Below are 20,757 nucleotides of genomic sequence, written 5' to 3'. Positions count from 1 at the left end.
CCTACAGGTCGCCGTCGCCGCGGCTCGGCAGGCCGGTCTGCGTCGCGATCGCGTTCCAGAGCGTGGACGCCTGCTTCTTGGCGTTCGTCGCCGAGCCGCTGGCCGTGACCGCGTTCTTGTAGTGCTGGTTGTCCTGCTTGCCGCACGCACCCGGGGCCTGCGAGTCCGAGGCCCAGGCCGCGTACTCGTCGTCCGCCTGCGCCGAGGCCGTCCAGGCCGCGTTGAGCTGCTCGACCAGCTGCGCACCGCCGGGCAGCTTGTCGGTCTTCAGCTGGCCGAGCTTGGTCTGCAGCTCGCGCCGCTTGCCGGCCGCCGCGGTCAGCGCCTGCTGCGACTCCGGCAGCTGGTTGCACTTCTGCACGGCACCGACCGCGTTCACGACCGCAGAGCGGCTGTCGCTCGCGGTGCCCAGCAGATCCGACAGCGGCTGCGCCTGCGCCTTGACCTCCGGGTCGACCGAGGCCGCCGAACCGCTCGCGCTCGCCGGGCCGGTCGAGGCGCTGCCGGCCGAGGCCACCGGCGGGGTCTTCTTCTGCTCGCCGCCCGTGTCGTCGCCGCCGCTCATCAGCACGGCGACGAGGATCCCGGCCGCGGCGCAGCCGGCCACCACGCCGCCGATGATCAGCTTCGAGGACGGGCGTCCGCCGCCGCGCTCCTCGCGGGCCGGCGCGGCCGTGGTCTGGTACTCCGCGCCGGAGTAGTCGACACCGGAGTAGCCGGGCTGGACCGGCTGCGGCTGGGCGGCCGGCGGGTAGCCCTGGTGGCCGTACCCCTGGTCCGGCTGCGGTGCGTATCCGGGCGCCTGCTGCGGGTATCCGGGAGTGCCCCGGTAGCCGCCGGCCTGCGGGTCGCCGGTCGGGTACGGCGGGAGGTGCTGGGTCTCCGGCGCCGGGGCGCCCTGCTGGTAGCCCTGGGCCCCGGGAGCCGGGGCGCCGGCCCACGGCGCGCCCTGGGCCGGCATGGCCTGCGTCGGCAGCGCGTGCCCGCCCTCGCCCAGGTACTCCGGCTGCCCGGACGGCTGCCCCACCGGCGGCATCTGCTGGCCGGGCGCGCCCTGCGGCTGGCCCGGCTGGCCCGCCTGGCCAGGCACGACGGCCTGCGGGCCCTGCTGCTGGCCGGGCTCCGGGCGGAACAGGTCGTCCAGGTTGAAGTCACCCGAGTTGGGGTACGAGCGGCGCTGACTCAACGCGATTCCTCACCTGTGCACGACCGCGCGCTGACGGCGGACCACATCTCGTCGGTTCTTGGGAGCATCACAGTTCCTTGGACGTCGCGCCCACGCTACCGGTTCGCCTCATCGGGTGACCACGTGGGCGGGACATCACGACCTGCTCCCCCGCGGGGGCCGATCCGCTCAGGCGGCCTCCGCGTCCGCCCTGGCGTGGAACTCGCGGACCACCCGCTGCTCCCGGTAGGGCTCCAGCCGGCGCCGGAACTCGTCCAGGTACTCCACGCCCCGGTTGGAGCGCAGCCCGCTCAGCAGCCGGACCGCCTGAGCGCCCGTCTCGCAGGCGCGCTCCAGGTCCCGCTGCTGCAGCTGCGCCGTGGCCAGGAGGACCAGGTCCACCGCGCGGCGGCGCACCCGCGTCGGCGGGTGCAGGTCGAGCGCCCGGCGGGCGTAGTGCTCGGCCTGGCCGGCCTGTTCCAGGTCCCGGTGGCAGTGGGCCAGCTCGTCGGCGAGGTAGGCATCGTCGAAGTGGACGATCCAGTCCGGGTCGTCCTCCGGGCGGCGCTTCTCCATCATCTCCAGCGCCTTGGCCGCGACCGCCTCGCACGAGCGGGCGTCCCCGAGCAGCGCGTGGCCGCGGGCCTCGGCCGCGTAGAACATCGCCATCGCCGTCGGGGTGGCCACCGTCCGCGCGCCCTCCTGCGCGGCGCGGGCGAGTTGGGCGATCTCGCGCGGGTTGCCCAGCGTCGCCGCGAGGTGGCTCATCGAGGCCGCGAGGACGTAGCCGCCGTAGCCGCGGTCGTCCGCCGCCTGCGCGAGGCGCAGCGCCTGGATGTAGTAGCGCTGGGCGAGTCCGGGCTGTCCGGTGTCCACCGCCATGTAGCCGGCCAGCTCGGTCAACCTCGCCACCGCGGCGAAGAGTTGGCGCCCGGTCTCCTCGCGGTAGGCCCCGCCGAGCAGGCCGGAGACCACCGAGTTGAGGTAGTGGACGACGACCGGGCGCACGTGCCCGCTGCCGAAGCGGTGGTCCAGGTCCACCAGCATCGTCGTGGTGGCCCTGATCGCCGCGACGTCCGTCGGACCGACCCGCGGGCCGCCGGTGCGCGCCACCACCGGGTCCGGCGGGGTGATCAGCCAGTCCCGGCTGGGCTCCACCAGGGCGGAGGCGGCGACCGTCGCCCCGGTCAGGAAGTCCCGCCGGCCGACGTCGCTGCGCCAGAGCTCGCAGACCTGCTCCAGGGCCGCGTTGAGGGTCGGCGCGAACTGCAGCCCGATGCCGGAGCTGAGGTTCTTGCCGTCCGCCATGCCGATCTCCTCGACCGACACACTGCGGCCGAGCTTGCGGCCCAGGGCCTCGGCGATCACCGCCGGCGCCTGCCCGCGCGGCTGCTGGCCGCGCAGCCACCGGGCGACGGAGGTCTTGTCGTAGCGCAGGTCCAGACCGTGCTCGGCGCCGCAGAGGTTGACCCTCCGGGCCAGGCCGGCGTTGGAGCAGCTGGCCTCCTGAATCAGTTGCTGCAGACGCTCGTTGGGCTGTCGTGCGACGAGTGGTCTCGCGGCCATTGGGCTTCGCCTCCCCACACCCTCCGGTCCCGGCCGGCGGGCGACGATTCTGCTGATCTGTTGCCGACTGTCCGACCGTCCAAGGAATCTGACACTAGGTTAGCGATCAGCAACGCCAGCGGGATACCCACGGTGACGAACCGCACCCCCCACGCGCCCTGGGAAATGCTCCCGTGCGCCCCCTCTGCGCCGGCCCCCGCCCGCCCCAACTCGGTTGAGTCACCGGTTCGGGTGACATTGCCGTCATGCGCCCATCCGGGCACCGCGGGGCCGTAACCAGGCTCACACACGGTAGTTGAGCAGCCCGTGGAAGACATCCCCGACTCCCCCGACCAGGGCAAGAACACCGGACTGCCCCCGCTGCTCATCGAAGCCGTCAGCTACGCCGAGAACCGCCACTGGGAGGTCGCCCCGGGCGCCTGGCTGATCGACGGCGACGGGCCCGCCCGCTGCTCCTGCGGCGACCCGCGCTGCCCGCTGCCCGGCGCCCATCCGCTGGACGCGGACTGGGCCCGCAAGGCGAGCGCCGGCCCCGGGGCGGTGCGGCGCTGGTGGACCGAACGGCCGCAGGCCTCCATCCTGCTGCCCACCGGCCGCTCCTTCGACGTCCTGGACGTCCCGGAGGTGGCCGGCTGCCTGGCGCTGGCCCGGATGGAGCGGCAGGACCTCCAGCTCGGCCCGGTCGTGGCCGTCCCCGCCTCCCCCGGCCGGATCGGGCGCCGGCTGCACTTCCTGGTGCTGCCCGGGGTCGCGGCCAAGCTCCCGGAGATGCTCCGCAAGCTCGGCTGGCCGCCCGGCCGGCTCGACCTGGTCGCCCGCGGCGAGGGGGACTGGACGGTCGCCCCGCCGTCCCGGGTCGGCAGCACCGGGTACGCCCAGTGGGCCCGCTCCCCCTCCGCGCTCAACCGCTGGCTGCCGGACGCGGCGGAGCTCATCAGCCCGCTGGCGTACGCGTGCGGGCGCGAGGCCCCCTCGGCCCGCCCGCAGAACGCCCAGCCGGCGGGGGTGCACTGAGCCGTGGTGCGCCGGAGGGAAGTCCGCCGGGCCGTTCGGCCGGGCCGGATTCACCCTCTCCCGGACAGCCGCCCTACGCCTATCGGGTGAGGGCGTGCGCCGCGCGACACAACGCGCGCGAGTGACGGGCCTTGTCTCCCACCGGAGGCAGGGCCCGTCATACGCATGTGCGGATAAAGGCCCGGTCTACCCGCTGGTCAACCGGAGAAGCCCCTCGTACGAGTGACAGCGCTCAAGGATTGCCATGATCGACCGAGGGGAGGAATTCGGTGCGAGGGGACGCCGGAAGGGACGCTCGGACGGGGAAGCCGGGCGGGGCGGTGCGGAGGGGAAGCGGGAGGGACCGGAGGGGACGGGAGGGAAGAGGGGGACAGGGGAGGACGGAAGGGCCCGCTGCATGAGGAGCAGCGGGCCCTCTTCGTCGTGTGTGCGGCCTCGTGCCGCCGATGTGCCCTGGCGTGCGCCGTCGTGCGCCGCCGACGGCTCGGGCGGCCCGGCGGCGGCCCGGCGGCGGCTCAGGCCTTGGCGACGAACACGTGCTGGGCGATGTCCTTGCCCAGCTCCGCGGCGTTCTCCCCGGTGCCCACCAGGACACCGCCGACGCCGGGGCTCACCATGACCGTCGAGCCCGGCCGGACGCCCGCCCGGCGCAGCCTGCGCATCAGGCCCTCGTCGGTCTGGATCGGCTCGCCGATCCGGCGGACCACCACGCTGACGCCCTCCTCGCCCGTCTTGACCGAGTCGAGCTGGACCAGCGCCGCGTCGAAGCCCTCGCCCTCGGCCTTGGCGTCGCCGAGCTCGTCGAGGCCGGGGATCGGGTTGCCGTACGGGGACTGGGTCGGGTGGCCGAGCATGGCGAGCACCTTGCGCTCGACCGTCTCGCTCATGACGTGCTCCCAGCGGCACGCCTCCTCGTGCACCTGCTCCCACTCCAGGCCGATCACGTCGACCAGCAGGCACTCGGCGATGCGGTGCTTGCGCATGACGCGCACCGCGAGCCGGCGGCCCTCCTCGGTGAGCTCCAGGTGGCGGTCCCCGGCGACCTGGAGGAGCCCGTCGCGCTCCATCCGGCCGACCGTCTGACTGACGGTGGGGCCGCTCTGCTCCAGTCGCTCGGCGATCCGGGCGCGCATCGGGACGATGCCTTCCTCCTCCAGCTCCAGGATGGTGCGAAGGTACATCTCAGTGGTGTCGATCAGCCCAGACATCGCCGCTGGCTCCGTTCTTCGGTGTCCTCACCGCCAATTCTGACGTACCGGGCCGATGACCGGGCCCGCCCGGCGGCTTCCGGCACCGGTTTTCGTTCCTGTTGACAGCGGTGCCGCCGAGGCACCACCGTGCTCGCCGTAGCTTTCTCCACTGGCGGCCCGGACCACCCCGGCCGCCCCACCCGGGCCGGCTCCCTCACCGGCAGAGAGCGGAGGCACCAGATGAACGACCTGGTCGGCCGGTACTTCGACGCCGCGATCGCCCATCTCCAGCGGGTCCGCGAGGAGGAGGCCGAGCCGATCGAGGCCGCCGCCGCGCTGCTCGCCGAGGCAATCGCGCAGGGCCGCCGGGTCTTCACCTTCGGTGCCGGGCACTCCTCGCTGCCCGCGCAGGACGTGGTCTACCGGGCGGGCGGGCTGGTGCCGGTCAACCTGCTGAACGTGCCCGGGATGGCCGGGGTGACGGTGATGCCCGCGCCGCTGGCGAGCGCCCTGGAGCGGGTGTCCGGCCTGGCCACGACGAGCCTGGACCTCACTCCGGCGACGGCGGGCGACGTGCTCTTCGTGATCTCGCTGTCCGGCCGCCAGGTCATGCCGGTCGAGCTGGCCCGGTACGCGCGCGGCCGCGGGCTGAAGGTGATCGGCGTCACCTCGCTCGCCTACCCGGGCGAGGTGCCCTCGGCGCACCCGTCGGGGACGTACCTGAAGGACAACTGCGACGTCGTGCTGGACAGCAAGATCGCGGTCGGCGACGGGGAACTGACCCACCCGGGCGCCCGGACGACGTTCGGCCCGGTCTCGACGATCGTCACCAGCGCCCTGATGCAGGCCGTCGTCGCCTCCGCGGTGGGCCGCCTGGCGCAGGCGGCGGAGGCCGGCACCGCGGAGGCGCCGCCGCTGTTCCGCTCGGGCAACGTGCCGGGCGGGACGGAGTGGAACGTCCGGCAGATGAGCGACAACGCGGAGCGGATCTTCTACACCTACTGAGCCGTGCCCCTGGACCCCGGGCCGCCCGCCGGACAACCACCGGGGGTTCCCGGCCATTGCGGGCCGGACGGCCGGGCCGCAGGCGTACCGGGGAGCCCGCCGGGGCAGGGAAGGGGTGCGACCGGAGCGACGGGTGGGGGCCGAACATGGCGTCTGGTGCGGGGCGTACCGGGTGGGTGCGGGAGCCGGACCTCCTGCCCGACCTCTTCTGGGCCGCCGACTCCGCCTCGCTGCGCGGGCAGCACCGCTCGGTGGTGCTCTCCGCGTGGGAACTGCTCCTGCTCCTCGTCGCCGCCGCGACCGGCTCGGCCGACGGCGAGGCGTGGGCCTGGCCGGCCGCCGTCGCCTACCTCGGCGCGATCGGGTTCGCCGTGGTGATCGGCCGGCAGAACCCGCAGGGCCTCTGGTACCAGGGCCGGGCCGCCGCGGAGTCGGTGAAGACGCTCGCCTGGAAGTTCGCCGTCCGGGCCGACGCCTACCAGCCGCCGCCGCGCGCCCTGCCGGACGCCGAGGGCCTGTACCGCTTCCAGCTCGGCCGGGTGCTGGGCGCCTTCCGCGACGGCCCGGCGGTCGGGTCGCAGCCGGGCGGGGAACCGCTCACCGAGCCCGCCGGGATCACCGACGCGATGCGCGACCTGCGCGCGCAGCCGCTGGCCGTCCGCCGCGAGGTGTACCTGCGCGAGCGGATCGAGGTGCAGCACGCGTGGTACCGCTCGAAGTCCCGGTACTGCGCCCGGGCGGGCTTCTGGACCGGAGTGCTCGGCGTCGTGCTGCCCGCGCTCGGGCTGGTGCTCGCGGTGCTGCGGGCGCTCGGCGCGTTCACCTACGACGCGCTCGGCACGGTCTCGGCGGTGGCCGCGTCCGTCGCCGCGTGGGCGCAGCTGCGCCAGTACCGTCCGCTGGCCGCGGCGTACGGCCTCGCGGCCGACGAGCTGGACCAGATCCGGCGCCAACTGGCGGCGCTGGATCTGGAGTCGGCGGACGCCGAGGAGATCTGGGCCCGGCTGGCCAGGGACGCCGAGGACGCGGTGTCCCGGGAGCACACCACCTGGCAGGCCCGCCGGGAGATCCGCACCACCACCGACCGGTGACCCCCAACCGGTGACACTCAGGAGGCAGGCGCGTGGCGTTACGAATGGTCAAGGCTCCGGGCGGACGCGCACTCGCCGTGGAGTCCCTGGGCGATCCGCGCGGCCGTCCGGTGTTCCTGCTGCACGGCATGCCGGGCAGCCGGGTCGGCCCGCACCCGCGCAGCACCGTGCTGTACCGGCTGGGGGTGCGCCTGATCTCCTACGACCGGCCCGGGTACGGCGATTCGACCCGGCAGGTCGGGCGGCGGGTGAGCGCGGCGGCGGCGGACGTGCGGATCATCGCGGACGACCTCGGCCTGGAGGGCTTCGCGGTGCTGGGCCGCTCCGGCGGCGGCCCGCACGCGCTGGCCTGCGCGGCGCTGCTGCCGGATCGGGTGAGCCGGGTGGCCGTGCTGGTGGGGCTCGCGCCGCGCAACGCGACCGGACTGGACTGGTACGCGGGGATGACCCCGTCCAACGTCCGCGCCTACCGGGAGGCGGAGCGCGGCCACGACCGGATCGCGGACACGATGGAGTTCCGCTCCCGCCAGATCAAGGACGACCCGGTCCGGCTGCTGAAGGGCCTGCGGCCCGAACTGTCGCCCGCCGACCGGATGGTGGTGGCCGACAGCGGGCTGCGGCGGATGCTGCAGAGCAACTACCGGGAGGCGTTCCGGCACGGCGCGGACGGCTGGATCGACGACGTGCTGGCGTTCACCGCCGAGTGGGGCTTCAAGTGCGAGGACATCGCGGTGCCGACCTGGCTGTGGCACGGCGCGGACGACCAGTTCTCACCGGTCGAGCACTCCCGGTGGCTGGCCGACCACATCCCGGGCGCCGAGCTCTTCCTGGAGCCCGGCGCCGCGCACTTCGGCGCCTTCCGGGTGCTGACCACCGCCCTGGCCTGGGCGGCGGGTTAGCGCTCCACGGACGTCAGGCCTTCACCGGCGTCAGCGGCCCGCCCCCGGCCAGCACCGCCAGGACGTTGTCGACGGCCAGCCCGCCCATCGCCTGACGGGTCGCCACGGTGGCGCTGCCGAGGTGCGGGGCCAGCACCGCGCGCTCCTGGGCCAGCAGGGCGGACGGCACCGCGGGCTCGTGCTCGAAGTTGTCGACGGCCGCGGCGAACAGCGCGCCGGACTCCAGGGCGGCCGCGAGCGCCTCCTCGTCGACCACACCCGCCGTCATGCTCACCACGACGGCCCCGCGCGGCAGTCGCGCCAGCCGCCGGGCGTCCAGCAGGTGCCGGGTGGACGCGCCGAGCGGGCAGGTGACGACCAGCACCGTGGACGTCGCGAGCAGCTCGTCCAGCGGCTTCCACTCCGCGCCCTCGGCCAGCTCCGGCGGCAGTTGGCTCCGGTTGTGGTAGCTCACGGGCATGTCGAAGCCGCGCGCCCGCCGGGCGACGGCCTGCCCGATCCGGCCCATGCCGAGGATGCCGAGCGGGGTGCCGGACAGCTCCATGCCGAGCAGGAAGTTCGGCGCCCACACCCACGGCCGGCCGGAGCGCAGGAGCCGTTCGCCCTCGCCGAGCCGGCGGGTGGCGGCGAGCAGCAGCGCCCAGGCCATGTCGGCGGTGGCGGTGGTGAGCACGCCGGGGGTGTTGGTGACGAGCACCCCCCGTTCGGCACAGGCCGCCACGTCGACGTTGTGGTAGCCGACGGCGTGGTTGGCGACGATCCGCAGCTGCGGCCCGGCGGCGTCGAGGAACTCGGCGTCCACCCGGTCGTCCAGGGTGGTGAGGACGGCCCGGCGGCCGGGCAGGGCGGCCAGCAGCTCCGGCCGGGGCATCGACCGGTCGGAGTCGTGGCAGGTGGCGGCGTGGTGCGCGGTGAGCCGCTCGATCACCCCGGGCGCGAGGCGGCGGGTGACCAGGACCGGGGGCGGGGTAGTCATGGCTCCGGAGCGTACCCCGCCCCCTGAACGTCCCTCCGAACGTGTCCGGACGCGTCACACCGGCTGCGGCTCCAGGTCGCGGTTGATCCGCTTCCAGCCGCGGGCCGCCACCGTGTTGGGGTGCTCCTCGCCGAACTGCCGGATCAGCTCGGCGATCGAGCGGGCCCGCAGTTCCGCCGCCTGGCCGTGCCGTGCGGCCGCCCGCAGGGTGATCGCCAGGTTGGCCTCGCAGGCGACGGCGTCCGGGTGCCGGGGGGAGTAGCGGGCGCACAGGCCCTCGTAGGCGGCGCGGCCCAGCTCCTCGGCGCGCTGGATCTGCCCGTCGTCGCCGTACGCGTTGGCCAGGTTGATCATCGCGTTGAGGGTGTACGGGTGGTCCGGCCCGACGGAGCGGGTGAGCCCGTCGACAGTGGCCCGGCCGCGCTCGATGGCGCCCGGGACGTCGCCGCTGCCGCGCAGGTAGATGCCGAGGTTGTTGGCGCAGGCCAGGGTGAACGGGTGCTCGTCGCCGAACAGCCGCCGGTGTCCCTCGAACACGGTCGCGCACAGGTCCCGGGCGGTCTCCTTGTCGCCGGAGGCACTGTGGTCGGCGGCCAGGTTGAGCGCGCAGGCGAGCGCGTCGGGCGCGTCGGCGCCGTAGCGCTCCAGGTAGCGCTCGTAGGTCTCCTTGGTGATCCGGCGGGCCTCGGCCAGCTGGCCGATCCGGCGCAGCGAGACGGCCAGCGACTTGGCGTTGCGCAGGTTCTCCGGCAGGTCGGGGTCGAGGACGTCGCCGAGGTCGGCGGTGACCTCCTGGAGGAGCTCCACCGAGCCCTGGTAGTCGCCGAGCTCGCGCAGGTCGCGGGCGAGGTTGGACTTGGTGGAGAGGGTGTAGGGGTGCTTGGGGCCCAGGACGGCGGTGCGCCGGTCGAGGGTCTCCTGGTCGAGCTCGCGGGCGAGTTCGCTCTCGCCGACGAGCCGGTAGTCGATCGCCAGGTTGTTGGCCATGGCGAGGGTGCGCGGGTGGTCGTCGCCGAACAGCTCGCGGAACTGCGAGAGGATCTCGCGGTCGAGTTCGAGGGCGGCCTGGAACCGGCCGAGGGCCCGGCGGTCGGCGCCGAGCGAACCGGCCGTCATCAGGGTGTACGCGTGGTGCTCGCCGAGCAGGCCGCGCTGGCGCTCCAGGGTGTCCTCGTCCAGGGCCAGGGCCTCGGCGTAGTTGCCCTGGGAGCGCAGGACGTTGGCGAGCTGGAAGCGCAGGAGGAGGGTCTGCCGGTCGCCCTCGCCGAGCTTGCGGGTCCACTCGGTGTCCAGGGCGTGGCCGAGGTCGCGGGCGCGGTCGAGCTCGCCGCGCTTCCACAGGTAGCGGACGCGGTCGATGAGCAGCTGGCGGGTGTCGGCCTCGTCGCAGTTGTGCGCCTTGGAGGGCGACAGGTGCGGCCAGATCTCGTCGAAGGCGGGCCAGTTGGCGGGGTCGTCGGTGTCGCCGAGGACGGGCCGGGCGCCGGTGAGGATGCGGTGCACCTCGTGGACGGCGACCTCCTGCTCATCGTCGGTCATCTCGGCCCGGATCACCGCCTGGACGAGCCGGTGCACCTGGAAGCTGTTGCTGCCGGCGTCGACCTTGGCGAGCGCGTAGCGGCCGATGGCCTGGATGACCTTGCCCAGCATGAACTTGTCGCTGAGGTCGGCGTCGTACTTCACCAGCGCCCGGATCATCTGGTCGCTGTAGAAGAGGTTCATCGAGATCGGCTCGGGCGCGAAGAACGCGCACAGCTGGAGCAGCCGCACGGCGGCCGGGGACTGCTGGCGCAGCCGGCCGATGGAGACGTTCCAGGTGGCGCCGACCGGGGTCGGATAGTCGGCGGGCCGGGCGACGGCCAGCGCGCGGGCGGCCTCGGCGTGCAGCTGGGCGACGTACGCCTCGACCGGGGTGCCGGTGGTGTCCAGCCACGCGGCGGCGACCTCGACGGCGAGCGGCAGGTCACCGACGGCCTCGGCGACCCGGTCGGCGTCCGCCCTGGACAGGCCGCGGGCGCGCCGGCACAGGTGCTCGACGCTTTCGCCGCGGGTGAAGACGTCGACCTCCAGGGCCTCGGCGTGCCCGGTCCAGGCCTGGTTGCGGGAGGTGACCAGGATGTGACCGGAGCCGCCGGGGAAGAAGCGGCGGATCTCGGACGGCTCGTCGGCGTTGTCGAAGATCAGCAGCCAGCGCGGGGTGGGCACGCCGCGCCGCAGCGCCTCGCGGGCGGCCTCGGCGGCCTCGGTGACGGAGTCGCCGACGCGCAGGCCCAGGCGCCGGGCGAGGTCGGCGAGGGCGGGGGCGACGAGCTCGGTCTGCTCGGCGTCGATCCACCACACCAGGTCGTAGTCGGACATGAACCGGTGCGCGTACTCCAGGGCGACCTGGGTCTTGCCGACGCCGCCGAGCCCGTACAGCGTCTGCGGGGTCGGCAGGACCGCCGCCATGCCGCCGCGCAGCTGGTTGCGCAGCTGCTCCAGGACGGCGGCACGGCCGGTGAAGGACGGGTTGCGCGGCGGGACGTCCCACACGGCGGGCTTGCTGCCGGGGAAGCGCGGCCCCCCGCCGTTGCTCTCCGGCAGGACGACCTCGCCGCGGCCGAGCGCGCGCAGCAGCGTCTGGACGGACTGCGCCTCGTCGCGGCCGACCAGGTCGACCGGGTTGCGGTTGCTGAACGGCGCGGTGAGCCGGACGTCGCCGACCCGGACGGGCACGAGCTGGCGGCGCGTCCCGGACGGGTCGGAGCTGACCACGGACTCCCACAGCGCCCGGGCCTGCGGGGAGCGCTGGTAGGCGGGCGAGAGCACGGCGACCGTCCGGTAAGCGGCGTCGATGCCGCGCTCGGTCTCCTCGCGCGGGTCGGTGCCGGCGCTGAGGTCCCGCGGCAGCACCCGGAAGCCGGCCCGGGTGAGGACGGACTCGATCCAGTCCGCCCACATCCGGTCCTCGGGCACGTACGACAGGTAGAGGTCGGCGGGCACGGAGGGGCGGCGGCGGGTGAACGCGTCGACGTAGCGCAGCCGCACCTCCTCGTCCACGGCCGGCAGGTTGGTGACCCTGCCCTCGGTGATGACGGAGGTCAGCCGCTCGCACGCGGCGAGCATCGAGGTGGGCGTGCCGGGCTGGTCGCCGAAGGTCGCGAGGATCTCCTCGTAGGCGTAGAACGGCCGGTACGGGATCTCCACCGAGCCCCAGTACTGGGCGAGTTCCTCGCCGCCCAGGCCGGCCGGCAGCCCGTCGAAGCGCACCCGGGCGAGGGCGCGGCCGGCGTCCGCCTTCTCCTTCTCGCCCTCGTCGATGCGCATCGGGACGGGCAGGATGCGGATGCCGCGCTCGCGGTAGCGGTCGTGGATGTGCTGGGCGATCCGGGAGGCGCCGTCGATCGACTGGTCGCTGAGGGTGAAGCAGACGACGAGGTCGTCGGGCATCTGCACGGTGCAGATCTCGGCGATGTCGGACAGGCCGGTGCGGGAGTCGATCAGCACGTAGTCGTAGCGCTTGGCCATGTCGGCCTTGAGGGCGTCGAAGAACTGTCCACCGTCGAACCGGTCGTAGAAGATGTCCCAGTCCAGGTGGGTGACGGCCTCCGAGTAGTCCCGGTTGAACTGGCCGGCGGAGAGGAAGTCGAGGCTGCCGCCGCGCGGGAACAGCGGCCAGGACAGCGACAGGGCGTGCGGGTGGACGCGGGCGAAGTCGAGGTGCCAGCCCTCGGCGTGCTCGACCGGGCGCAGCGCCTCCTCCCGGTACTCGGCGATCAGGTCCATCATGCCGGTGGTGCCGGCGAGGGAGGCCGGGTCGAGGAAGGGGTGGAAGAACTTGGCCAGGCCGGGCGCCTCCAGGTCCCAGTCGACGGTGAGCACGCGGTAGCCGTTGGCGGCCAGGATCCAGGCCGTGTTGGCGAGCGCCATGGTGCGGCCGGTGCCGCCCTTGTACGAGTAGAACGTGATGATCCGCCCGCCGCGGTCCTGCTCCTCCGCGCGTCCGCGGGCCTCGCGCTGCGCGGCCAGGTCGGCGGCGGTGAGCCCCCCGAGGCGGAGGTTCCTGGTGGTGTTGTCACTCATCTGGGTCCTCCCACGGGCGCCGTCCCGTAGCCGGGGTCGTCGTCGGTGTCGTCGCGGTCTGGGTGGTCGTCGCGGTCGGTGGGGCCAGGTCCGAAGGGGTCGGGTTCGCGCCGGAACGCGTCCCGCAGGTTGGGCCGCGGCGCCGGGGGGTCGTCCGGCTCGGCCCGGGTGCGGCTCTCGAAGGCGTACTTGGCCTTCATCGCGGCCCGGGGCAGCGCGTCGTCGAAGTCGTCGAGGCTGGTGAGCCCGGGGGTTCCGGTCGCACCGAGGAAGCTCGGGCGGCTGGCCCGGCGGGTGATCCGCAGCGTGCGGTCGCTCAGCTCGCCCAGCTCGCCCTCGCGTTCCTGGCATTCCGGGTCGTCCATGTTCCACGGCTCCAGGACGCTCACCCAGGTGGCGTCCGAGCGGTCGAAGCGCCGGACCAGCTCGCGGCGGCGCTCGTCGCACAGCGCCCAGCGGTCCAGCAGGACCAGGCCGGGCGCGGCGGCCTCGCCGGCGATGATCGCCTCGGCCTCGTCGTCGAACTCGTGCACGGTCGGCTGGAAGCCCAACTGCCGCGCGAGACGCACCGCGTGCTGGGCGATCGGGGAGCCGGAGGGGCGGTAGGGGTGCCAGTCGGTGCGCTTGGCGCCGTAGTAGTCGGGGCTGCGGTCCTCGGGCAACTCGCCCTGGTGGTAGGAGAGGACGGAGATCCGGAGCTGCTTGGTGGGCGCGGTGACGTTGAACGCGCTGGGCAGGGCGTTGAAGTCCAGCCGCCGCCCGACCGGTATCACCGTCTCCTCGGCGACCTGCACGATCCGCGCGGCCAGCCGGTGCACGGCCAGCTCGTAGGCGGAGCGGAAGTAGGTGAGCTTCATCAGCGCGTACAGGCCCTCGGTGGCGTAGTCCGGCCCGAAGCTCGTGTGGTTGAACTGGAGGTCGCTGGCCACCTTGGGCAGTTTGTAGCGGCTCATCGGTGCCCACAGGACCGGCACGATCCCGCTGGTGCGCTCGGAGTCCAGGTTCGCCGGATAGACCGGCCGCCGGGTGAAGGCGTGCCACTCCTGGCCGCACGGAAGGCTGTTGAAGTACCGCGGCGAGTAAAGGGGCACGAACACGCGGCAGTTCGCCAGTTCCTCCGACAGCCGCTCCGCCCACAACTCGCCCTGGTGCATGGACTCATCCATGAACCCGACCGGCACCCCGGCGGGCACGGTGGTCAGTTGGAGCACCGCCTCGCACAGGTCCCGGTACAGCTGGCGGACCCAGTGGTTCGGGTCCCCGGCACCGCGCGCGCCCGACCTCGGGGTGTGGGCGTAGGAGAGGAAGAAGTACGGGCGGGCGTCGTCCTCGTCCCAGCCCCGGTCGTTCACACGCGCCTCCCCCGGGCCCGCCGGCAACCTGTTCCCCGCAGCCCCCGTGCGCGGGGCTTCAGTGTAGGAACGACTGACGCCCCAATGGAATAGCACAACGACTCGCACGAATTGACATGACCGAAACGACGTGCTGGTCAGCTCTGCTTGAGGGAGTCCAGATCGATGATCTGATCGGCGGACGGGAGGCTGACGGTGACGGGGGCGTCGTAGTCCGAGAAGTCCATGGTCAAGCCGTCCGTGTTCCCGTCGATCCGCGACGTCTCGATCCGGACGGGGTGCGCCGGGCCGTCGGTGGCGACGTAACCGTCGAAGGTGCCGTTGGCCTGGCTGATCGACAGGATGGACACCACCTTCTGCCCGTTCACGGTGGTGGTGCCCTCGGAGAGGACGTTCTCGTACCAGTCGCCGTTCCCGAAGACGGGAGTGCTCTTGAGGTCGCAGAACGACGTCACCTTCTCCTGCGCGTCCCCCGGCTTCACGCGCAGCCACCGCCCCCTGCCCGCCCCGACGGCCTTGTCCCCGCCGGCCTTGGCAAGCAGCCGGTCGTCCTCCTTGAACAGCGTCTGCCCGTGGCTGATCAGCACGTCGAGCCTGCCCGAGTCTCCGAAGTCGAACGTCCCGGCACAGTCCCCGTTATCGGCCACCGACAGGACGAATGCCGTCTTGTCCCCCGACTCGACCTCGCTCCCGGTGATCTTGACCGAGGCCGCCTTCGAGAACACCTTGTGCCCCTCCGCCAGGATCGTCCCCCCGGTCGCCGACTCCAGCCGCTCGGTGGTGGCGGAAGCACTCGGTTGGGCAGCGCCGCCCGTCTTCCCGCCGTCCCCGCACCCGGCGAGACCGGTCAGGGTCGCGAGGATCCCGGCCACGGCAGCGGCCCGCTTGAAGATCACGATCAACCCTTCACACGACGAACACCTGTCCGGATCCTATGCGCCGAGCCCGCCCGGGCGGCCGGACGGGCCGTGTGCGATGGACGACACCTATCCCCGGTGGCGCCGGTACCAGCTCGACCGGCGTCCGCGATCACGGATGGCCCGTACCCGGCGCACGCCATCGCGTCGCGCAACGCCTCGCGGGAGACGGTGAGTGGAGGGGCGCACCCGTGGGTAGGTCGTGAGCCGGTTCGCGATGCGAGTGCCCTGCGGAGCCCGGACAGGAGGCACCACCTGCCCCGGTTGCGGATGTCACTGACCACCCGTCCGGTGCGCGGTTCACTGAGACTTCAGGTCTGGGAAAGTGACGCGGGGTCCGTGACGTCGCCGGCGGGCCCTTCGGGCGCGGGACGTCAGGAGCGGGCGAGGCGGAGGAAGTGTTCGGCCAGGTCGACGGCTTCGCGCAGGGGGATCAGGCGGCAGGTGGCACTGCCGATGGGACGGGTGGCGACGGTGGTGGCCGCCGCGAGCACCTGGGCGCCCAGGGTGGCGAAGTGGAGGTCGTCGAGGTCCGGGGCCTTGAACGTCGTCCAGCCCTCCGCACCGACACAGCGGTACTCGCGCTGCGGAACATCGGGCATCCGCAGGTCGGCGAGGTGGAAGCCGGTGAAGCGGGCGATCGGTACGCCGATGGTCAGGACCCGGGCGTCGAGGTCGTAGAGGCGGCCGAGCGGGGATTCGCGGCCGAGGTGGCAGTTCAGCGGGTGACTCGAAGTGATCGCCCGGGCATGCGGGCCGACGGCTGCCCACGACGTCTGCGGGTGCGCGCTGCGCAGTGCGCCCGGATGCGTGCGGATCGCCTCCGAGAGGGCGCCCATCGTGGGGGACGACGGGGTGGTCGCCGGGTCGAACCGCGGCATCCGGGAGAGGTAGTCGTCCACGCCCTCCGGGGAGAGGCCGGCGGTCTCGGCGCGATGGATGCGCGAGGTGGCCGAGTTCTCCGGGGTCGCCGTGTAGGCGACGAGGGTGCCTCCGCCCCCCTCGCCCCCCAGCGCTTCGAGCAGGGCCTCGACCACTGTCGTCGCGCCGCCCGGCACCGGGCCGAGCGCGCGCAGGGACGCCTGGGCATGGAGCACCATGCCCGGGCGGACGCCGAGTGCGGTGAACTCACGGGCGAGCACGGCGGGGGCGGTACTGCCCGCGCGGGATTCGGTGAGGATGACGGCACCCCGGGGTCGTGGGCCCCGGGTGAGGGTGCCCCGGGGCAGGTGGATGGTGGTCAGACCGCGGCGCGTTCCCGCCGGGCCCGATCGGCCGCCCGTTCGGCCGCCGCGGGCAGCGGTACGGCCAGCCAGGGGGCCACGGTGGCACGCATGCCGTCGGCGAAGCGCGATCCGAGCGCGGTCAGCGCGCCCGAACCGGCCAGCCGCTCGACGGCTTCCGCGGTGTACCGCCGCCACAGCGCGAACTCGCGCCGGGCCCGGTCCGCGGCCTCGCCCGGCAGCCCGTCGTAGGCGAGCGTGCGGGTGCCCCAGTACTCCGTGACCGCCAGGTGGGCGTACGTTCCCTGGAGCAGGCCCTCCAGCGGCCGGGGGTCGGGCCGCCAGGGCGCGAAGTACAGCGTGTCGTCGCCTCGGTCGTACAGGTCCGTGAGGTCGAGCACCGCGCCCAACTTCACGTGCTGGAACTCGTGGGCCAGCAGGAGGGCGAGCGTCGGCGCCGTCGCCGGGCGGGCGATGCCCACCGCGCCGAAGGCCTGCCGGGCCGCCGAGCTGACGTCCCGGCCCACGGGGCCCGGCCGCAACGGGGTCACCGTCGTGAGGCCGGCCCGGATGCCCTCCGCGTACCCGGGCAGGTCCCGCCCGAGCAGCTCCCAGGCCTCGCGCAACGCACCCGTCCAGTCGAGGAGTTCGCCGCCCGACAGCCGGGCCGACACCGCGTGGGCGTGGCTGTCGCGCAGCGGGTCGACGTCCTCCAGCGCGATCGTCCACCCGCCCGCCAGTCGGACGCGCCGCAGCGGCTCGTCCAGCAGGGTGCGGACGGTCCCGTCGGAGGCGCGCACGGTGAAGCCGTCCGCCGTGCCCGTCACGACGGCCTCCCCGTCCGGGAGGGCGAGGCGCCCCAGCGTCGGCAGGTGCAGCCACCCGCCGCGCACCGGCACGGCCACCGCGTCGCCCCGGGCGGCCCGCACCGCGGCTGCCGCGGCGAGCGCGGCCAGCGGCCCGAGCCCGGTGCCGAGGTCCCCGGCGAGCCGCCGGGCGGCCCAGGCGCGTGCGTACGGGTGGACGAGGACGGCGTCGACGGCGGCGGGGGCGGCGACGTCCAGCGCGGCCAGCAGTGACCACGCCTCGGCCCGCCCCTGTCCGGAGGCGTCCCAGGCGGCGGCCAGCATCGCCCGGGTGAGGGCGAGTTGGGAACGGCCGAGGGCATGGACGGTGTCCGCGCTCCCGTAGCCCCGGGCGAGTTCGTCGAGCTGGTGGTCGGCGAGCGCGGCCGGAACGACCGGCGCGGCGCTCTGGGCAGGGAGGGTCACCGCACCGCCGTACGCCGCCACGCCGTTGATGAGCGCCATGAGGTCCCCGCAGTAGACGGAGGGGTTGTCGAAGCCGCCTCCCCCATCGTCGCTCCGATAGCGGTGGGCGTACAGACCGCCTCCGCAGCTCCGGACGACGGGGCAGGCGCGGCAGGTGCCGGAGAGGCCGGCGAGACCGGACTGGCGGGCGGCGATGCCGGGGTGCCCGGCGAGGTCGTCGAGGCTGTGCTCGAAGACGTTCAGCCCGGTGGCGGGGGCGCCGTCGTACGCGGTCTTCAGGCTGTCGGCCTGCTCGAAGGTCCCGTCCGTCTCCAGTACCGCGAGGTCGGAGGGCTCCAGGCCGAGCGACTCGGTGAGGCTGGAGAAGCCGCGCCGCGTCCGGTGGACGGACTCGAACGTCCGCACGGCGAAGGGCCGCCGATCCGCCTCCCACAGCTCGTGGACGGCGAGCAGCCAGTCGGCGTACGGGGTCGGCCCGAGCGAGGAGGGACGTTTCGGCGGATCGTCCCAGGTGGCGTGCGGGAGCAGGAAGTCGACGGCGGGGGGCTGGAGTTCGACCAGGGCCCGGTAGACCGCGACCGGATCGTTCTCGACGTCGATCGTGCACAGCAGTCCGGCGAACAGGTGCCGGTACGCGGGCTCGCGCAGCAGCGCGACGGCCCGCAGGACCTGCGGGTGGCTGCTGCGCCCGTCGGCGAAGCGCCGGTGGCGGTCGTTGGCCGCGCGGTCCCCGTCGAGCGAGATGCCGACGCGGACGCCCAGTTCGGCGAACAGCTCGCAGAAGGCGCGGCTCAGCAGCACGCCGTTCGTGTGGATGCGCAGGTCGAGGGCACAGCCGGGCGGGAGCGCCGCCCGGAGCGCCTCGGCGGCGCGGCGCAGCCGGTCCGGGCCGGCGAGCAGGGGTTCTCCCCCGTGCAGGACGACCCGGACGGCGGGCAGCCGGTGGGCGGCCGCGTGCTCGCCGATGCGTTCGGCGGCCTTGGCCAGGATCTCGTCACCGACGGTTTTCGGCCGGGTGCGCCAGCTGCTGTCGGCGTGCTCGTAGACGTAGCAGTGGTCGCAGGCGAGATCGCACCGGCTGTGCATCTTGACCACGAATTGCGTCAGGGGAATTCGCGTCGTCACGGTCTGACTCGAAGGGTCGGTCTCGGCCCGCCGGTCAGATCGAGGAGTTGAAGGCCGCGACCGGCACGAGGCCGGATTCCGCGCCGGGGAGTGCGCGCCGCAGGCTCTCGGCGAGCTCTTCCGCGCCCAGCGCGGCCAGATCGGCGAGGGAGGGGCGCTCCGGCGTCTCCTGAGGGTCAGTCAGGTTGCCGGCCGGCCTGATGCTGGTTACCGGTGTCATATTCGTTTCCTTAGGCGCGGTTACGACCTGCCGAGGGTGGGTAAGCCACCCGGTTGCGACCAATGTAGTGCCCACGAGGCACCAGCGCGGCACCTTGCGGTTTCGAGTTGGTCTCCGCAACGGTCCGAACGCCGTGCGGCGGCGCGTGGGCCCCCGAGAATTCACCCGTTCGGCGGTCGCGCACTTCGCCGTGGCGCGCGCCGAGGCGGGACTCTTCGAGCTGTCGTTCGAACCGACCGGTCATCCCCCGCCCGGTTCGCGGACGGACCGCACCACTTCCTCCGTGAACTCCCGACCGTAGTCGGTGAGTTCTCCGCTCGCCAAAAGCGTCTCACCCGCTGAGAGGGTGTGCGTCCGCCAGCGCTCGCACTCCCGCTCCGCACGCTCCCGGTCGGGCCCCGAGGCGGCCTCGGTCCGCCAGAAGGCGGCCACCCCCAGGTGCGCGTACGTCCCCTGCAGCAGCGCGCCGACCGGGCGCAGGTCGGACCGCCAGGGTGCGTGGTAGACGGCGGCTCCGTTGGGCCGGTGGAGCGGCACGAGGTCGAGCAACGCACCGAGTTGGACGTGCAGGAACTCGTGCACCAGGGCCAGCGCCAGCAGCACCGGGTCGTCCGGCAGCGAAGCCGCCACCGCGCCGTACGCGCGCCGGGCGGCGGCGCTCACCGCCTCCCCGCCAGGAGCCGGCCGGAGCGGGACGATCGTGGTGACGCAGGCCGCGACCGCTTCCGCGTGCCACGGGTGCCGTCGCACCAGGACCTGCCAGGCCTGCGCCAACCGCCGCTCCCACTCGTCCAGTTCGGACGGCGTCAGCGGCCCGGCCGGCGGCCGCCCGTAATCCACCCGGCGTGGCCCGGCGTGGTCGACCACCGGAGCCCAGCGCAGCCCGTCGCACTCCAGCGCGAGCGGACGGCCCGCACCGGACCGCACGAACTCGCCCAGCCCGCCCAGCGGTACGTCCTCACCGGCCACCAGGCCGCGCAGACAGTCGGCCGCCCAGGCATCCAACTCCGGCCGCAGCAGCACCTCTTCCCACCGCATCCGGTCCGCCCGCTGCAGCGCGCGCACCTCGGCGTACGCCGCGTGGTACCCGTCGCCCTCCGGAGCCGCCCGGCGCAGCGCCACCAGCAGCAGAGCCCGCTTGCTCAACTGCCCCGCACGCAACAACCGAACCGCCTGCGCCCCACCCCGCCCACCCGCGATCGCCCGGAACGTGGCCCGGTCCACCCCGTGCCGGGGCAACCCGTCCGCCCCACGCGCGCCCGGCACCCCGACCGCCACAGCCTCACCCGCACCCGTCACCGTTCCGTCCTCCCAGTCCGATACCACCCGGCCGCAGTCTCACCCCCTGGCAGGCGGGAAACGCCGCCAACAGCCGCACACAACCCAAACGGCGGACCCCGCCCCGAAACCAACACCCCCCACCCCAACCACCCCTCCCCACACCCCCGTCACCCCCGCACCCACCCCGGCCACCCCCTCCCCCGCCACACACACAGCGAGAGGGTGCGCTGCGGGAGGGGGTGGCCGCGGAGAGGGGCGTGACGGGTGATTTTCAGACTGCCAACGGTCCAAGCCCCCCACCCACGGAGTCGGCAGTCGGAAAATCACCCAGCCCCCGGAGCGGCCACCCCCGCAGCCACCCCCGGCGAACCCCACCCACCCGAAAGCCCACGACCACACC

General features: G+C 73.8%; 15 protein-coding genes. 4 read left to right on the top strand and 11 right to left on the bottom strand.

The annotated features are described in order from the left end of the window. Position 1: 1 nt before the first annotated feature. Together AB0C76_RS10225 and AB0C76_RS10220 are read right to left on the bottom strand one after the other, a co-directional pair. Positions 2–1,186 (bottom strand): hypothetical protein, encoded by a 1,185-nt coding sequence (locus AB0C76_RS10225; protein ID WP_359962502.1) that lies wholly within the window; start codon positions 1,184–1,186, stop codon positions 2–4. A gap of 168 nt (positions 1,187–1,354) precedes the next feature. Next, entirely contained in the window at positions 1,355–2,731 is a 1,377-nt protein-coding gene (locus tag AB0C76_RS10220; protein ID WP_359962499.1) for a transcriptional regulator, read from the bottom strand. A 315-nt stretch (positions 2,732–3,046) separates the two neighbouring features. Here AB0C76_RS10220 and AB0C76_RS10215 point away from each other — a divergent pair, with 315 nt between their 5' ends. Further along, the gene (locus tag AB0C76_RS10215; protein WP_359962805.1) at positions 3,047–3,745 is read left to right on the top strand and encodes a bifunctional DNA primase/polymerase; all 699 of its coding nucleotides are present in this window, start codon (positions 3,047–3,049) and stop codon (positions 3,743–3,745) included. Positions 3,746–4,260: 515 nt separating this feature from the next. Here the strand turns inward: AB0C76_RS10215 and AB0C76_RS10210 are convergent. Further along, complete coding sequence (locus tag AB0C76_RS10210; protein ID WP_359962497.1) at positions 4,261–4,953, bottom strand: metal-dependent transcriptional regulator; 693 nt, start codon at positions 4,951–4,953, stop codon at positions 4,261–4,263. 222 nt (positions 4,954–5,175) lie between these two features. Here AB0C76_RS10210 and AB0C76_RS10205 point away from each other — a divergent pair, with 222 nt between their 5' ends. The 3 genes from AB0C76_RS10205 (at position 5,176) to AB0C76_RS10195 (ending at position 7,930) form a co-directional block, all read left to right on the top strand. Further along, positions 5,176–5,940, top strand: a complete 765-nt coding sequence (locus tag AB0C76_RS10205; RefSeq protein WP_359962494.1) for a sugar isomerase domain-containing protein — start codon at positions 5,176–5,178, stop codon at positions 5,938–5,940. 146 nt (positions 5,941–6,086) lie between these two features. Next, entirely contained in the window at positions 6,087–7,031 is a 945-nt protein-coding gene (locus AB0C76_RS10200; RefSeq protein ID WP_359962491.1) for a DUF4231 domain-containing protein, read from the top strand. Positions 7,032–7,075: 44 nt separating this feature from the next. Beyond that, a complete protein-coding gene (locus AB0C76_RS10195) occupies positions 7,076–7,930 on the top strand; it encodes an alpha/beta hydrolase (protein WP_359962802.1) in 855 nt (284 codons plus the stop codon). 13 nt (positions 7,931–7,943) lie between these two features. Here AB0C76_RS10195 and AB0C76_RS10190 read toward each other — a convergent pair whose 3' ends face one another. The 8 genes from AB0C76_RS10190 to AB0C76_RS10155 form a co-directional block, all read right to left on the bottom strand. Beyond that, entirely contained in the window at positions 7,944–8,906 is a 963-nt protein-coding gene (locus tag AB0C76_RS10190; protein ID WP_359962489.1) for a D-glycerate dehydrogenase, read from the bottom strand. 54 nt (positions 8,907–8,960) lie between these two features. Beyond that, positions 8,961–12,815 (bottom strand): FxSxx-COOH system tetratricopeptide repeat protein, encoded by a 3,855-nt coding sequence (fxsT, locus tag AB0C76_RS10185; protein WP_359962800.1) that lies wholly within the window; start codon positions 12,813–12,815, stop codon positions 8,961–8,963. 149 nt (positions 12,816–12,964) lie between these two features. Then, complete coding sequence (locus tag AB0C76_RS10180; RefSeq protein ID WP_359962486.1) at positions 12,965–14,320, bottom strand: TIR-like protein FxsC; 1,356 nt, start codon at positions 14,318–14,320, stop codon at positions 12,965–12,967. Positions 14,321–14,457: 137 nt separating this feature from the next. Then, positions 14,458–15,216, bottom strand: coding sequence for a hypothetical protein (locus tag AB0C76_RS10175; protein WP_359962484.1), 759 nt, complete (start codon positions 15,214–15,216; stop codon positions 14,458–14,460). A 395-nt stretch (positions 15,217–15,611) separates the two neighbouring features. Next, positions 15,612–16,379 (bottom strand): AAC(3) family N-acetyltransferase, encoded by a 768-nt coding sequence (locus AB0C76_RS10170; RefSeq protein ID WP_359962481.1) that lies wholly within the window; start codon positions 16,377–16,379, stop codon positions 15,612–15,614. Between the two features lie 98 nt (positions 16,380–16,477). Then, entirely contained in the window at positions 16,478–18,856 is a 2,379-nt protein-coding gene (locus tag AB0C76_RS10165) for an FxsB family cyclophane-forming radical SAM/SPASM peptide maturase (protein WP_359962478.1), read from the bottom strand. Positions 18,857–18,890: 34 nt separating this feature from the next. After that, complete coding sequence (fxsA, locus tag AB0C76_RS10160; protein ID WP_359962476.1) at positions 18,891–19,076, bottom strand: FxSxx-COOH cyclophane-containing RiPP peptide; 186 nt, start codon at positions 19,074–19,076, stop codon at positions 18,891–18,893. Between the two features lie 240 nt (positions 19,077–19,316). Further along, a complete protein-coding gene (locus AB0C76_RS10155; RefSeq protein WP_359962473.1) occupies positions 19,317–20,222 on the bottom strand; it encodes an HEXXH motif-containing putative peptide modification protein in 906 nt (301 codons plus the stop codon). Positions 20,223–20,757 lie beyond the last annotated feature (535 nt).

Origin of the sequence: Kitasatospora sp. NPDC048722 (assembly GCF_040650235.1) — a bacterium.
Taxonomy (GTDB): Bacteria; Actinomycetota; Actinomycetes; order Streptomycetales; family Streptomycetaceae; genus Kitasatospora.
The sequence above is the reverse complement of the archived record's forward strand: the minus strand, read 5'-3'. Positions and strand labels throughout refer to the sequence as shown.

Excerpts from the sequence above, each read along its gene's own strand:
- fxsA (WP_359962476.1), bottom strand. The coding sequence starts at position 19,076 with ATGACACCGGTAACCAGCATCAGGCCGGCCGGCAACCTGACTGACCCT.
- AB0C76_RS10195 (WP_359962802.1), top strand. The coding sequence starts at position 7,076 with ATGGTCAAGGCTCCGGGCGGACGCGCACTCGCCGTGGAGTCCCTGGGC.
- AB0C76_RS10210 (WP_359962497.1), bottom strand. The coding sequence starts at position 4,953 with ATGTCTGGGCTGATCGACACCACTGAGATGTACCTTCGCACCATCCTG.
- AB0C76_RS10190 (WP_359962489.1), bottom strand. The coding sequence starts at position 8,906 with ATGACTACCCCGCCCCCGGTCCTGGTCACCCGCCGCCTCGCGCCCGGG.
- AB0C76_RS10205 (WP_359962494.1), top strand. The coding sequence starts at position 5,176 with ATGAACGACCTGGTCGGCCGGTACTTCGACGCCGCGATCGCCCATCTC.
- AB0C76_RS10220 (WP_359962499.1), bottom strand. The coding sequence starts at position 2,731 with ATGGCCGCGAGACCACTCGTCGCACGACAGCCCAACGAGCGTCTGCAG.
- AB0C76_RS10200 (WP_359962491.1), top strand. The coding sequence starts at position 6,087 with ATGGCGTCTGGTGCGGGGCGTACCGGGTGGGTGCGGGAGCCGGACCTC.
- fxsT (WP_359962800.1), bottom strand. The coding sequence starts at position 12,815 with ATGGCGCTCGCCAACACGGCCTGGATCCTGGCCGCCAACGGCTACCGC.